The sequence below is a fragment of the Aquipluma nitroreducens genome (assembly GCF_009689585.1).
In the GTDB taxonomy this organism is placed as follows: Bacteria; Bacteroidota; Bacteroidia; order Bacteroidales; family Prolixibacteraceae; genus Aquipluma; species Aquipluma nitroreducens.
This window is the reverse complement of the sequence record NZ_AP018694.1, coordinates 3,822,067-3,836,378: the sequence shown is the minus strand read 5'-3', so window position 1 is coordinate 3,836,378 and position 14,312 is coordinate 3,822,067. Positions and strand designations below refer to the sequence as shown.

Here is a 14,312-nt window from a genome sequence, read left to right as displayed (position 1 = left end):
AAACCTTGATAAAATTACACTAATTATTCACATAAAAAATAGAAATCACAAATATTTTCCAATTCAAATCGAAGATTAAAATCACAAATAAAAAGACTGAAGATCCGATCTTCTATTATTGACTGAAGAAATGAAGCAAAATGATGGTATTTTTTAAGGACAATAAATTCTAATTATAACCATGCATTTCTGGAATTTTTAGCAACTACTTAAAAATATAAGGAATGAATTGATGAATTTGCACAGAATAGACGAATAAAAGAATAGATAAAAACCCTATAATCTCCTAGAATCAAGGGAAATGTTGAGTTTTAATGTCGCTGAGAATCGAATATTTTAATCCGCATGGGCAATTACTAGTGAATTTTGCTTTTAAATGCTAAATTGAGCTAGAATAAAAACGAATGTAACCGGATTATTCCACTTCGTTCAACATTAACTAAAAATTAAACTCTGCAACAAAAAATATCATCTTCAGAAATAAATTTGAAGTTTCTGAATTTATGTACTTATTTTGTATGTCCTTAAATTAAATCATAAGGTCTTACTTTAAATAACTAGTATTCATTTATACATTCATTAAAATTTATCAACGATGTCAAAAATTAAAATCGGTATCAACGGTTTCGGTCGTATCGGACGCTTAGTTTTCCGTGCTGCTCAGGAAAGAAACGATGTTCAAATTGTTGCAGTTAACGACCCTTTCTTAGATCTTGACTATTTAATTTACATGTTGAACTACGATACAGTTCACGGTAGATTTCAGGGTACTGCTGAAAATAAAGGTGGTAAATTATTTATAAACGGCGTTGAAGTTGCATTTTTTGCTGAAAAAGATCCAGCTAACATTGGCTGGGGTGCATCAGGCGCTGACTATGTTGTTGAGTCAACTGGCGTTTTCACTACAATTGACAAAGCAAAAGCTCACATTGCTGGTGGTGCAAAAAAAGTAGTTATCTCTGCTCCTTCTAACGACGCTCCTATGTTCGTTTGTGGTGTTAACCTCGAAGCTTACAAAGCTGACATGGATATCGTTTCAAACGCTTCATGTACGACTAACTGTTTAGCTCCTATCGCTAAAGTACTGAACGATAACTATGGCATCGTTGAAGGTTTGATGACAACAGTACATGCTGCTACAAATACTCAAAAAACAGTTGATGCTCCATCTGCAAAAGACTGGCGTGGTGGTCGTTCAATCTTAGGAAACATCATTCCTTCATCTACCGGCGCTGCTAAAGCTGTAGGTAAAGTAATTCCTGAATTGAATGGCAAATTAACAGGTATGGCTTTCCGTGTACCAACTGCCGACGTTTCTGTAGTTGACTTAACTGTACGTTTGGAAAAAGCTGCTTCTTACGACGAAATCAAAGCTGCAATGAAATTAGCTTCTGAAACTACCATGAAAGGTATCCTTGGTTATACTGAAGATTCCGTAGTTTCATCTGACTTCATTCACGAATCACGCACTTCAGTTTTCGATGCTGGCGCTGGTATCGCTTTGAACGGTAACTTTGTAAAAGTAGTAAGCTGGTATGACAATGAGTGGGGTTATTCAAACAAAGTATTGGATTTGATCGCACACATGGATTCAGTAAAATAATTCTGAAATTCATACAAAATAGGAAAGGCAGTTCGAAAGAGCTGCCTTTTTTGTTTAGTTTATTTCGGGACATTCGCGAGTAAAGTAAAAAACTAGAAAAGCGATGAATCATGATTAGATGGTTCATCGCTTTTTGTTTGAAGATTAACAGTTGGTCAAATTTCAGGGTGCAAATTTGAGGTTTTGCTTCAAAAAATGCATAACTATCCCATCGATGTTCCAGATTTTGTTAATCAGGATGCCTTTCTTTGATGTTTGGCTTTGATTCGTTGAGCCAGTCGGGCCAGATTAGCGGTGTGGATTCCAAAAAATATCCAGATCACCTCGTTTTGCTCTGTTCGTGCCTTGATTCTTTGCAGGCTGTAATGTTCTTTCTCTGTTCCAAAACTACCTTCCATACGCGTTGATCTTTCGATGTTGAGTTCACGGCTGATCATCTGCCGTTGGTCTTCATATTTCCCTGCTCTTCCTTTTCGTTTAAAGTTGGTGGTTATGTGTTTGGCTGTACAATAGCTCCGGTTGGCATTGGTGGCATAAATGGCATCGGCAGCCAGGTGTGTGATTCTTCCGAACAATTGTCGGGCGAGCCAAACGGACTTCTTCAAACGGGTTCCTTCGTTAAAAGCATTAAAACTTAGGTGTTCAATAAAATTGAGTCCATCGATCTGGATGGTGTTCACTTTGGCGCCAAATTCAACTTTCTTCACTTCCTTGCCCCTGACAATGGGGCGGATATAGGATTTGGAAAGACTGACAATACGGTCAGGGATACTTTCCCCGGTTCGGAACATCTGAAGTTGCTGCCGGTAAACTTTGCGGATCACCTTGCGGCGCTGGTAGTTATAGTATTTCTGCTTTTGATCCAGGTATTTGCTGCGGGGCATCCGGACCTTGCAATGCTTGCACATCAAAGCCATCTGGTGGTACATCCAATCCACACTTTCCCATAATAACTTGACATTGGTGGGGTAGCGCATCTGGGTTTCGTAGCAGGTGGCATCTTCCAACATCACATGGGTTTGATTCATCAACGGTTTCCATGCCCGGGCTAAATCCTGTTGGCAACGATCCAGGTCAAACCTGGCCCCCAGTTCAGTGCGTATCCGGCTTACTATCTTAAAATCTTTCAGGCTTTCACCCGCCTTAAGCATGATACCACAAAACATCTGGTAATGAAGGTTCCCGTTCACACTTTCGATCAGCTTCCGGTCTGAAAAATTGGTATATGACTTCAGAAACATTAATGCCAGCTTGCCTTGTGGTGAAAAAAGACTGTCTGGACCATGACCCTTGTCCCTTAACCCAAAACTCAAAATCAGTTCCTTCCATGGAATTCCCTGGTAAATCCATCCCAATTCAGAGCTAAGAAAACTGGAACGGTAAAGATTGTACTCGTTTTGTGGAGAAAGAAAGTTAATTGGCTGGGTTCTTTCAAAAATTCTGATTAATTTTCCCATAGCTTTTTAAGAAAATACCCCGTTTTTGAGCTAAATGAGCCAAATTCGGGGTTTTTCCTTAAAGATAATAATATCTTACTAGCTATCAATCAGTAGATTAAATTATTTGCGAAGGTCCCTATTTCTATCCGTCACATGAATGTGACGGCAAAGGATAACTTTCCAATCAGCATATTCTCTCCATCACTGAATTATCCTTTGCCGTTCGCTTTAGCGAACGGATCTGAATGCATTAAAGAATGGGCTTTAGCCCACATGCTCACCGAACAATTCCGTTTCGACTAATTCACAAATAATATGGCCAATCAAGATATGAGCCTCCTGAATTCGCGGAGTATCAACTGATGGAACATTAATCAGCACTTCCGCCAATCCGGCCATGAGTCCACCAGTTTCTCCAGTCAATGCAACGCAAGTCAAACCTAACTTTCGGGCTTCGTGCATGGCATTGATAATATTAGTCGAATTTCCTGATGTTGAGATACAAACAAGCACATCTCCCCTCTTTCCAACCGTCTGAATGTGGCGTGCAAAAACCATTTCGTATCCGTAGTCGTTCGAAACTGCCGTCATAAAAGAACTGTTCCCATGACAAACATCGGCATGAATTGGAGCCCGATCCAGGTAAAATTTTCCGGATAATTCTGCCGCCAAATGTTGTGCATCAGCAGCACTTCCTCCATTCCCACAAAAAAGTGTTTTATTATCTGAACGGTACGCTTGAATAATCAACTCCGAAGCTTTCCTGATTCTTTCAATCAGAATCTCATCAGAAAGAATTTTTGTCTTAAGTTCAATCGATTGTTGGATACGTTTAATTATCATTCCGGATTCTTTATTTTATTGTAAACGGACAAGAAGGTGTTTGCCATATTAGCCCATGAAAATTTCTTTTTTTCCTCGACGATATTTGCTTCAAATTCGGCAATTCGATCATTTTCATAAAAATCAATCAAAGCACCAGCTATTTCACGAATTTCAGGTTCAACGACATATCCAATTTTTTCGTCGGGAATAATCTCAGCCAAACCACCCACATTGGTTACCAACATCGGTTTGTTGAAATGATATCCAATTTGTGTCACTCCACTTTGAGTAGCACTTTTATAGGGCTGTACGACCATATCCGCAGCACTGAAATATAGATTAACCTGATCGTCAGGAATAAAATCAGTTCTGAGCTCGATTAAGTTTTCCAGATTATTATCTCTAATTAATTTGAGATAAGGCTCCGGACTCGAATAATACTCGCCTGCAACCAAAAGCTTGACCGGAAATTTACGCAGTCGCTCATCAGCAAAAGCATTGATCAACAAATCAAGCCCTTTGTAATCGCGAATGAATCCAAAGAAAAGCAAATACCGGGTATTTGGATCTAATTTCAATTTTTGTTTGGCAATTTCGAATGACAGCTTCTCGCCATAATTATCAAAAATTGGATGAGGGCAAAATCCCTGCGGCAAATTTTTCCGGAAGGAATTTCCATCTTTCAGTACACTTTGCGACATGGCAATTAAACCATCAATTCGCTGCATGAAATAGTTGGTTAGTAAACGATCTCCAGACCGATGTTCGTGTGGAATAATATTATCAGCAAGACATATAATAACAGTATGCTTATTTCTCCGAGCTAGACTTACAATTGTTCCCAGGCAAGGAGCCAGAACTGGAAGCCAGTAACGAATAATGACCAAATCAGGCGCTTCTTTTCGAATGCGCCGACCCACTTTAATCCAGTTCAATGGATTAATCGAATTTATGGTTCGTTTAATGTTCCGGTTTTCAGGAGCTGGCTTGTCGTTGTATTGTGTCTTTCCGGGAAAAAGAAAAGATGGATATTGGATAATAAAAGTTTCGATGTCAATATCAATTCCCATAGAAGCAAACTCCTGAGCCAACCGTTCATTGAATGTGGCAATTCCTCCCCGGTAGGGATAGGCAGGTCCGATAATTTTAATCCTTTTCAAGATTTCCTGATTAAATATTCTTTCAACAAATGTGCAACATGTTTATCAATTGGGAAAGTAAAATCGTCAGGATTAATTTCCCCGGGAGAAACCCACCGAAATGACTGACATCCATTTTTCATTTCCGGGAAGTCGAAAGGAATCTCAGAAATAGAAAACCGAACCGGCTCCTTGATTCTTGCCAGATAATAAATACTCATTAATTGATAACCTTCCCAAAACTGGATTTGCCGGTTAAATTGACCAGTCCGCGCCGTTTTATATTGACCACCTTTCGCCGGAGTAAATTGACCACCTATTTTCAATATTGAGAACGATCATTTCCTTGTTTTGATTAGAGTTATACAAAATTAGATTTATTTATTCTGATTCAACAGTTTCTACGATTTTGTTTCGTTGTCTTCTTCGTATTGATTCTCCTACAAGTTCCATTCGATGAGCATCATGAACAATGCGGTCAAGTATTGCATCCGCTATTGTTTGTTCTCCGATAACCTCATACCATTGTGCCACTGGCAACTGAGAGGTTATAATGGTTGAACGGTTTCCGTGACGATCTTCCACGATTTCCATAAGTACCGACCTGTTTGATGCATCAAGCGGCTGCAAGCCAAAATCGTCCAGAATCAAAAGATCCTGTCTTTCTATCTTTGCAACTTCTCTGATGTACGAACCATCTGCTTTGGCCATTTTTAATCTTGTAAACAGCTTTGTAGTGTTGGCATAAAGTACTTTGAACCCAAGGGTACAGGCTTGATTTCCGATAGCAGAAGCAATGAAGCTCTTGCCTATTCCGGTACTCCCGGTGATCAGAAGATTCTCTTTTCTTCCGATAAAAGTACACTCAGCCATACGCATGAACTGATTTTTGTCCAGGTTGCGATCTATATCAAAGTGCAACTGCTCAATGTTGGCTTTATAACGGAACTTTGCATTGCGCATTTGCCTCTCTATGCGGCGATTGTTACGATCATCCCATTCGGCATCAATAAGCATCGATACCATTTCATCGCCTGTCATTTGAATCATGCTGCCATTCTCGATGCTTGTTCTAAAGGCACGAACCATACCGAAGAACTTCATCTGTCTCATTTTTTGAAGCGTTTGCTCATTCATTTTATTCGATTTAAGGTTAAACAATACCCGGAGGGGTAGCCGTTACAGCTTTCCTCCGGGGAGATATTACCGGTAATAGTTTTTACCACGTATGTTCAGGTGAGGGGGCATTGACTGATCAACATGCTGCTGATCATCAACGTTTCGGTCAAGTCCTTTTTCAAGGATTACCCGGATGGTCTGATAGCTGTAATCGCCATATTGAAGTGCACGCAGACAAGCATTGTTAAGCCGCTCTTTTCCGGCACGTACCGAAAAACTTAAAACTCCCTGGCAGGATCGATAGGTCTGCTCCGGATGCTGCCGGGCATTTAGCAACTGGATAATATATTCTTTTGTTTGAGGGCCTACCTCTGCGGCTCGTTCGATAAATTTATCGGGGTTCCAGTCGCTCATGAAGCGGTGCTGCGAGGCCAGATGATCTGTTATTGTTGTGTGTCCAAAAAGGTGCCTGTTCCTTTTGTGCACTGCAATTCGCTCGTAGCGGTGATAAATTTCAACCTCAGATTGGCTGTAAAGCAAGGTTACCTTCTTGCCGATAAAATGGTAAGGAACACTGTAATAATGCTTATCCTCGGCAAGGCAGACGTAATTGTTCTTCATCACAGAAGCGATATAGCGTCGCTTCAACTCATATCTCTTTTCAGGTAAAGGGTGCAAAAAGTGTCGTTCAGTATCTTCGAATAACTGTCGCCTGCTGAATGGCCTTCCTGTAAGCGGCCTGTTATTATGAGCTTCCAGTGCCTCCCTGATCGCGCTATTTAGCAGTTCAATGCAAGAATATACATTACCCTTTAAAATGCTGTAAATCGAACGGTAAATGATTTTGACGGCACCTTCTACCAACGCTTTGTGTTTGGGTTTATACGGAGCTGCCGGTAAAGCCGCCATCGAATAATAGCTTACGAAGTCACGAAAAGCCTCATTAAGTGTTGGCTCATAACGATTACTCTTGATTACCGCCGATTTTAAGTTATCCGTAACGATGGCATTAGGAACACCTCCGAAGTAATGTAATGCATTTTCGCAGGAGTTGATGAAGTCTTCCTTCTGTTGGGTATAACTGGCCTCTACGTAGGTCAACTGGCTTGCACCCAGTATGGCGACAAAAACCTCTACCTCTGTGATGTCTAATGTTTCCGGATCTAAAACCTTGAGTTTTTCGCCTGCATAATCAACATACATCTTCTCCCCGGCCTTATGCTCAATGTGCATAACCGGATTACGAACCTTCTTCCAGAGAAGATAATAATGCTTGAACTGTGAAAACCGATAGCCTGCAGGATGCTGTTCAAAATATTGCTCCCAAAGCTTCTCCTTGGTGTTTCCCCGGATCTTCAATGCTTTTTCCATGGTGGGGAAAAATGCTTCCAGAGATTGATAACGCAGATCATTCTCAATATGATTGCGTGGAACCATATCCAGAAACATCTGCTCAAGTTCAGTGTCACTCATCAGTTGAATCTCCTGGGGCGATTTGCCCGAAGCCAGGAACAACCTGATATACTTCTTAACACTATTGCGGGGAAGACCTGTCCGTTCCCCGATGGACTGTTTACTTACACCCTCGGTGTAAAGCCTGATAATGCTTCTTACCTTGCTCATAATGATTAGTTTATTTGACATTTTGATTATATTGAACAAAGCCAACTTAATCATAAATGCCCGCTAATCAACAAGGATAAATCGTTCTTAGAGGGTGGTCAATTTGCTCCGGCGCAACCCAACCATTTTGACCGGCGGAAGGTGGTCAATTTGTTCCGGCGAACACTGGATATTTTATCCGGCGTGTCCACCAAAACAGGGCTTTCTGGTAAAAATCAGTGGTATAAAAATGCTGAATCCCTTCAATTTCCTGATTACACTCTTCCAACATTTCCCTCTTAAGGCAATCAATCATACCTTCGCCAAAGTTCATTCCACCGCCAGGGAATTTGGTCATTTTCATGTTCATCTGAAATTCATCTGTAACCAGAACTTCATTCTGTTTGCTAATGATTAACACATAAACCCGAATTGTAAACTGAGAGGGCAACTGATCATTCATTTTCGCTCATCTCTGATTCGACAAACTCAATTATTTCCTGAATCTGTTCGGGTTCAAACCATTTGATTTGTTGATCGCGCCGAAACCATGTTAATTGTTTCCGTGCATATTTTCGGGTGTTCCGTTGAATCAGGTCAATCGCCTCATCTAAAGTACATTCTCCATCCAGATAGGAGAATAATTCCTTATACCCAACAGTATTTAATGAGTTTAACATGCGGTACGGGCATACCGTCTTTGCTTCTTCAAGAAGACCAGCATCCATCATCTTTAAAACACGCTGATTAATCCTTTCGTACAATACTTTGCGATCCTGGTTGATCCCGATTTTTATCATACGAAACGACCTTTCTTTGATTGTTTTTTTTCGGAACGAAGTTAACGGTTGCCCGGTCATTTGATGAATTTCAACAGCATGAAGTAATCGTTTCGGATTGTTCAGATCGACAATCTGATAATATTCAGGATCTATTTCGAGTAAACGTTGCCGCAAGGCTTCAATTCCGTTTTGTTCATACCACCTGATTACGTCATCCCTGATTTCGGGATCAACAGTTGGAATGTCATCGATTCCGTTGCAAATAGTATCGACATAAAGCATTGAACCTCCTGTAAGGACAATTGGATTTAACTTTGCAAACAGCTCATTGATAAGGCATAATGCTTCAGTTTCATATTCACTTACATTATAATAATTGTGTATTGATTTATTTTGGATAAAATGGTGAGGAACAATTTCCAGATCCTCCGATGAAGGAACTGCAGTACCTATTGAAAGTTCCTTAAAGAACTGTCTGGAGTCTGCTGAAATAATTTCGGTATGAAAATGTTTGGCTAATTGAATACTAATATCAGATTTCCCAACTCCTGTAGGTCCCAAAACAATAATTAATGTATTCATCCTGATCGATTGGTTGTTCAACAAAGATAAGGATTAATACAAAAAAGAAGGGGACTTTAAAGTCCCCATTTGTTATGCATCCATTTCCCCGAAAATCTCATAATAGTCTTCCAGATCTCCAAAACTCTTATAAGATTCGTCCTTTTCCATCATCTCGACTCCAGAACTTTCCAGATCGTTAATCAAAAATTGACTTGGCGCATTGCCTTTTTCGTAAGCAACAAATGGTTCTTTTAAATCAGTTTTCATAAGTTTCTCCTTTAATTCTATGTATAAAAAACGTTCATTAAAGAAATCAAAGACGTAAACTAACTTTTGCCCGATTTCTGATATATATTCATTTAATTTTGTATTTCGCATACTAAGTACTTTCATACTCTTTTTGCCTGAGTCAAGAGGGCTGATCTCAACCAGACGTTTCCAATGATCATCGGTTATAAAAAAAGAAGCCAATTGGGAAGTATCGAAATTTGCAGTGTTTTGTAATGTCCGATGCAGCTCTTCAAAGGTATTTTCGGATCCAACATGAATCAATCGTTTAAAATCAGGAGCCTCTAATGATGAAATTTCGAAAATACAAATCATAAATCAAGAATTATTTGTGATTGATTATTCTTAATATTCAATTCAAAATAAGTTCAAATAGTAACTCCTATACCGAAATGCAAAACAAAAAGTTAGTTCAAAAATGTTAAAAAAGATTAATTTCTAATCAAGCCACTTACATCGACCTACATATCTGACAGTTATGAATCAAGGTTCAAAATTCAATAAAATCTGTTTCTTGAAAAATCGAATATATGTTACAATTGGTCGTTAAATCATGCTTTAATTTTTACGAACCAATATTTATTATACTGCTTGGACAAGTACAGAATTTATGTAATTATTTTTAAACTTGTATGACCTATTAAAAGTCCCATAATTTATAAGTGATGAGATTAGGAACTCTCTTTTTTGAAAACCTGAATATAGCACTACAATCCATCCGCGGTAATCTGCTTAGGACAATACTGACTGTATGTATAATTGCCGTAGGAATTACAGCATTGGTGGGAATCCTTACTGCTATCGATTCGATAAAAAATTCGATAACAAAGGAATTTACGTTTATGGGCGCAAATACGTTCACAATCAATTCGAGAGGAATGCGCATTCAGGTTGGAGACAAGCGCTATCGTACCAGGAATTATTCTTTCATAAGTTATTATCAGGCAAAGGAGTTCAAAGATAAGTTTGTTTTCCCTGCGTCAGTTTCTATTTCGACCAATGCCACCGGAACGGCAACTATAAAGTATGAGTCGGAGAAAACAAATCCAAATGTATCGGTGCAGGGTGTTGATGAGAATTACCTGTTTACATCAGGAAATGAAATTAAATCCGGACGTAATTTTACTGAAGAAGAAATTAATTCAGGAAGAAATGTTGTAATCATTGGTGATGGAATAATTAAGAAGTTATTCAAAAAAGGCGAAAATCCACTGCAAAAAACAATAAGTATTGGAGGTGGAAAATATCGGATAATCGGGGTTCTTGCATCAAAGGGACAAGGATTTGGGTCGGGTGGAGATCAAATGTGTTTACTTCCGTTTACCAATGTAAGAAGTTATTTTTCACGCCCTCAAATGAATTTTTCGATCCAAATTAAGGTAAGTAATAATGAGATGGTTGACCCTGCCACCGGAGAAGCTGAAGGTGTTTTCAGGGTGATCAGAAACCTTAATCCTGCTGACGAAAGTGATTTCAACATTGAGAAAAGTGATAATCTGGTCAATATACTTCTTAAGAACATAAAAAACATAACCCTCGTTGCAACCATCATCGGACTTATTACATTATTCGGTGCTGCCGTTGGGCTAATGAATATCATGCTCGTTTCAGTGACTGAACGAACTCGCGAAATTGGCATCCGCAAAGCGATTGGTGCAACATCGGAAATTGTGAAGCAGCAATTTTTAATTGAATCGGTTGTTATCGGGCAGATTGGAGGAATTGTAGGAATCATTCTGGGAATATTGGCAGGGAACGGCGTTGCAATGATGATTGGAACTCCATTCTTCATTCCTTGGGTCTGGATCTTTGTTGGCGTAATTTTATGTTTCTTCGTTGGTGTAATTTCCGGATATTACCCTGCGCAGAAAGCCTCAAAACTTGATCCAATAGAAAGCCTTCGATTCGAATAACAAGCTCAATAACAATTATTTAAACAAGCAGCAATTCGAAGCGATTATTACATTAAACTAAAAGGCATTGCTTCTGAATTGAGATTGATCTGCCCACAAACTTTAGAAAGAGAATCAACTCAGGCAATTGATCATCCAAGATCTCTACACCTCGATACTTAAAATCAACCTAAACTTTAAATATTTGTTCTTATAAACTTGAATATGGATTCTTAACCATCTATATTTTAAGAAAAAATATATCTTTACTATTTAGCATTAATTTTGACAGAGCACAGAAGGAATCATAAATGACAAAACTTCAGACAAAAGCGGAAGAGCGATTAATACAGGATTATTTTGATGACTTGATGAAGGCTTGCGATCGCAAAGTTTCAGACGAAGGAAAGGTTCGGATACAAAAAGCGTTCGAGTTTGCGAACAATGCACATGCAGGGGTAAAACGAAAATCAGGAGAACCATACATCATTCATCCACTGGCAGTTGCTAAAATAGTAGTTGAAGAAATCGGGCTAAGTGCTACATCAATTATCGCGGCTTTGTGTCACGATGTTGTTGAAGACACTGACTATACGCTGGAAGACATAAGCAACCTGTTTGGTGAAAAAGTAGCTTCAATTGTTGATGGTTTGACAAAACTCACTGACGAGTTTACCCCTCAGCACGACTCCAAGCAAGCCAACAATTTCAGAAAAATGCTAATGACTCTTTCTGATGATGTTCGGGTAATTCTAATAAAACTTGCTGATCGACTGCACAATATGCGCACATTAGATTCGATGGCTCCAAACAAGCAACTAAAAATTGCTGCCGAAACCCTCTACATATTCGCTCCCCTCGCCCATCGCCTGGGGTTATACGCCATCAAATCAGAGCTGGAAGATTTAAGTCTGAAATACAAACACCCAGATGCTTATAACCAAATACAGTTCAGGCTACAAAACCAGCGTGAAAAAAGAGATTACCTAGTAACCGAATTTATTCGGCCAATTGACGAGCAACTGAAACACGAAGGAGTTGATTTCACCATTACTGAAAGGCTAAAATCGACCTATTCCATCTGGAATAAAATGCAAACAAAAGGTGTTTCGTTCGATGAAGTTTATGATTTATTGGCTGTTCGAATCGTCTTCAATCCCAAGACCAATGTTTCGGAAAAGCGGCAATGCTTTGATATTCTGTCACTGGTAACCGACATTTACAAACCGAAGCCCGACCGTATCCGTGATTGGATAACCATACCAAAGGCAAATGGCTATGAAGCTCTCCACGTTACCGTAATGGGGCCACAGGGCAAATGGGTTGAAATCCAGATTCGAACGCAACGAATGGATGAAATTGCCGAACGAGGATTTGCGGCTCATTACAAATACAAGAATATTAATGACGTTGAAAACGAACTAGACCGATGGTTACAGAAGATTAAGGATATGCTCCAGAATCCGGAATCGGATGCTCTTGAATTTCTGGATGAATTTAAAATGAACCTTTTTTCTTCCGAGATTATTGTTTTCACCCCAAAAGGCCGAATGGTAAACCTGCCCAAGAATGCCACCATTATCGATTTTGCCTACGAAATACATACAGAACTTGGAAATCATTGCATCGGGGCAAAAATCAACCACAAGCTTGTTCCGGTTTCTCATGCACTACAAAGTGGCGATCAGGTTGAAATTCTTTCTTCAAAAACGCAAACACCGCAACTTAGCTGGCTGAATTTCATCATCACCGCTAAAGCAAAAACAAAAGTCAAACAATCCTTCAAGCTCGACCGGAAAAAGCACATCGAACAGGGGCGCAAGATTATTGAAGATCAATTGGCCAAATATAAAATTCTACCTTCATCTGATACCCTTAAAAAACTGAGTGCATATTACAGCCTGACCAACAAAGAGCAGTTGTATGCGCAAGTTGGAATGGGGTTTCTGGAACTCGACAACCTCGATGAAGTATTACAAACCCGAAGAGAAAATAAACTCGCCAAATTCTGGAAATTATCATTCTATCCAAAAAAAGAGGAACCCACGTCAACTGGCAAAATCAACAAAAAGGCACCATTTATTCTGAAAGAGGATCCGGAAGAACTCAACTATACGCTGGCCAAATGTTGCAACCCAATTCCGGGTGACGATGTTGTCGGGTACGTTTCAGATGATGAGCACATCATTATTCACAAAAGAAACTGCCCCGAAGCGCTCAAGATTATGTCTCAACAGGGAGATAGCATCATTACGGCCGAATGGACCAAATTCAAAAAACTATCATATCTATCACGGATTAAACTTAGCGGATTCGACCGTGTGGGTGTAGTCAACGAAATAACCACCATCATTTCAAAGCAAAGCGACATCAATATGCGCACAGTTCATTTTGATACTCACGATGGTATTTTTGAAGGTGATTTGTACCTCTATATTCATAGTGTTCAGGATTTAAATGAACTGATATCCCGATTAATGAAAATCAAGGGGATGGACACTGTTGAACGAATTGAAAAAATTCAGCAATAAGTAACCAGCTTCGCATAAAGTTCTAAAAAAGTGCTATTTTTGATCCTTATTCTTAATTGGTTTAAATATGAATAACCAAAAAACAAAAGAAGCGGTCAAGCGCATGTTTATCGATTATCTTGAAGAGAATGAACACAGAAAAACTCCAGAACGGTTTGCAATTCTGGAAGAAATATACTCAAGAGAAGGGCATTTTGACATTGAGTCGTTGTACATTTCGATGAAAAACAAGAACTATAGGGTAAGCCGGGCTACCTTATACAACACGATGGATTTACTGCTCGATTGCAAACTTATCATCAGGCATCAGTTCGGAAAAAATCTGGCGCAATTCGAAAAAGCTTTTGCCATTCCTCAACACGACCATTTAATTGATCTCCGAAATGGTTCCCTGAATGAATTCTACGACCCACGACTCAAGGAAATTATTGAAGACATCTGTCAGAAAAACGATTTTAAATTATCCCACCATACACTTTACATCTATGGTCAATTCATCAGCAAGTAAATAACTTTCTGACCATTGAT

The 14,312-nt window shown here is 39.2% G+C and carries 13 protein-coding genes; 4 read left to right on the top strand and 9 right to left on the bottom strand.

All coding sequences use genetic code 11. The features are described from left to right. Positions 1-595 precede the first annotated feature (595 nt). Positions 596-1,603, top strand: coding sequence for a type I glyceraldehyde-3-phosphate dehydrogenase (gene gap / locus AQPE_RS16085; protein WP_318347524.1), 1,008 nt, complete (start codon positions 596-598; stop codon positions 1,601-1,603). 233 nt (positions 1,604-1,836) lie between these two features. Here gap and AQPE_RS16080 read toward each other — a convergent pair whose 3' ends face one another. The 9 genes from AQPE_RS16080 to AQPE_RS16040 form a co-directional block, all read right to left on the bottom strand. Further along, positions 1,837-3,060: a transposase gene (locus tag AQPE_RS16080; protein WP_318347523.1), complete on the bottom strand. Its 1,224-nt coding sequence runs from the start codon at positions 3,058-3,060 to the stop codon at positions 1,837-1,839. Positions 3,061-3,306: 246 nt separating this feature from the next. Beyond that, on the bottom strand, positions 3,307-3,885 hold the full coding sequence (locus AQPE_RS16075; RefSeq protein WP_318347522.1) for a D-sedoheptulose-7-phosphate isomerase: 579 nt from the start codon (positions 3,883-3,885) through the stop codon (positions 3,307-3,309). Then, on the bottom strand, positions 3,882-5,027 hold the full coding sequence (locus AQPE_RS16070) for a glycosyltransferase (protein WP_318347521.1): 1,146 nt from the start codon (positions 5,025-5,027) through the stop codon (positions 3,882-3,884). The genes AQPE_RS16075 and AQPE_RS16070 overlap by 4 nt, the downstream gene beginning before the upstream one ends. After that, positions 5,024-5,332: a hypothetical protein gene (locus AQPE_RS16065; protein ID WP_318347520.1), complete on the bottom strand. Its 309-nt coding sequence runs from the start codon at positions 5,330-5,332 to the stop codon at positions 5,024-5,026. The genes AQPE_RS16070 and AQPE_RS16065 overlap by 4 nt, the downstream gene beginning before the upstream one ends. Before the next feature lie 55 nt (positions 5,333-5,387). Continuing rightward, on the bottom strand, positions 5,388-6,119 hold the full coding sequence (gene istB, locus AQPE_RS16060; protein ID WP_318346872.1) for an IS21-like element helper ATPase IstB: 732 nt from the start codon (positions 6,117-6,119) through the stop codon (positions 5,388-5,390). Positions 6,120-6,209: 90 nt separating this feature from the next. Further along, positions 6,210-7,748, bottom strand: a complete 1,539-nt coding sequence (gene istA, locus AQPE_RS16055) for an IS21 family transposase (protein ID WP_318346873.1) — start codon at positions 7,746-7,748, stop codon at positions 6,210-6,212. Positions 7,749-7,893: 145 nt separating this feature from the next. Further along, a complete protein-coding gene (locus AQPE_RS16050) occupies positions 7,894-8,190 on the bottom strand; it encodes an NUDIX hydrolase (protein ID WP_318347519.1) in 297 nt (98 codons plus the stop codon). Then, positions 8,183-9,091 (bottom strand): tRNA (adenosine(37)-N6)-dimethylallyltransferase MiaA, encoded by a 909-nt coding sequence (gene miaA / locus AQPE_RS16045; protein WP_318347518.1) that lies wholly within the window; start codon positions 9,089-9,091, stop codon positions 8,183-8,185. The genes AQPE_RS16050 and miaA overlap by 8 nt, the downstream gene beginning before the upstream one ends. Before the next feature lie 72 nt (positions 9,092-9,163). Further along, positions 9,164-9,676: an IS1096 element passenger TnpR family protein gene (locus AQPE_RS16040; RefSeq protein ID WP_318347517.1), complete on the bottom strand. Its 513-nt coding sequence runs from the start codon at positions 9,674-9,676 to the stop codon at positions 9,164-9,166. A 350-nt stretch (positions 9,677-10,026) separates the two neighbouring features. Between AQPE_RS16040 and AQPE_RS16035 the strand changes: the two genes are divergently transcribed. The 3 genes from AQPE_RS16035 to AQPE_RS16025 all read left to right on the top strand — a co-directional run bounded on the left by AQPE_RS16035 (position 10,027) and on the right by AQPE_RS16025 (position 14,292). Further along, positions 10,027-11,274, top strand: coding sequence for an ABC transporter permease (locus AQPE_RS16035; RefSeq protein ID WP_318347516.1), 1,248 nt, complete (start codon positions 10,027-10,029; stop codon positions 11,272-11,274). 290 nt (positions 11,275-11,564) lie between these two features. Next, entirely contained in the window at positions 11,565-13,784 is a 2,220-nt protein-coding gene (locus AQPE_RS16030) for a RelA/SpoT family protein (RefSeq protein WP_318347515.1), read from the top strand. Between the two features lie 67 nt (positions 13,785-13,851). Further along, on the top strand, positions 13,852-14,292 hold the full coding sequence (locus AQPE_RS16025) for a Fur family transcriptional regulator (RefSeq protein ID WP_318347514.1): 441 nt from the start codon (positions 13,852-13,854) through the stop codon (positions 14,290-14,292). The last annotated feature ends 20 nt before the right edge of the window (positions 14,293-14,312 follow it).

Bases quoted from the DNA above. Each gene is read 5' to 3' on its own strand.
- istB (WP_318346872.1), bottom strand. From the start codon at position 6,119: ATGAGACAGATGAAGTTCTTCGGTATGGTTCGTGCCTTTAGAACAAGC.
- AQPE_RS16035 (WP_318347516.1), top strand. From the start codon at position 10,027: ATGAGATTAGGAACTCTCTTTTTTGAAAACCTGAATATAGCACTACAA.
- AQPE_RS16080 (WP_318347523.1), bottom strand. From the start codon at position 3,060: ATGGGAAAATTAATCAGAATTTTTGAAAGAACCCAGCCAATTAACTTT.
- AQPE_RS16075 (WP_318347522.1), bottom strand. From the start codon at position 3,885: ATGATAATTAAACGTATCCAACAATCGATTGAACTTAAGACAAAAATT.
- istA (WP_318346873.1), bottom strand. From the start codon at position 7,748: ATGAGCAAGGTAAGAAGCATTATCAGGCTTTACACCGAGGGTGTAAGT.
- AQPE_RS16025 (WP_318347514.1), top strand. From the start codon at position 13,852: ATGAATAACCAAAAAACAAAAGAAGCGGTCAAGCGCATGTTTATCGAT.
- gap (WP_318347524.1), top strand. From the start codon at position 596: ATGTCAAAAATTAAAATCGGTATCAACGGTTTCGGTCGTATCGGACGC.
- AQPE_RS16050 (WP_318347519.1), bottom strand. From the start codon at position 8,190: ATGAATGATCAGTTGCCCTCTCAGTTTACAATTCGGGTTTATGTGTTA.
- AQPE_RS16040 (WP_318347517.1), bottom strand. From the start codon at position 9,676: ATGATTTGTATTTTCGAAATTTCATCATTAGAGGCTCCTGATTTTAAA.
- AQPE_RS16030 (WP_318347515.1), top strand. From the start codon at position 11,565: ATGACAAAACTTCAGACAAAAGCGGAAGAGCGATTAATACAGGATTAT.
- miaA (WP_318347518.1), bottom strand. From the start codon at position 9,091: ATGAATACATTAATTATTGTTTTGGGACCTACAGGAGTTGGGAAATCT.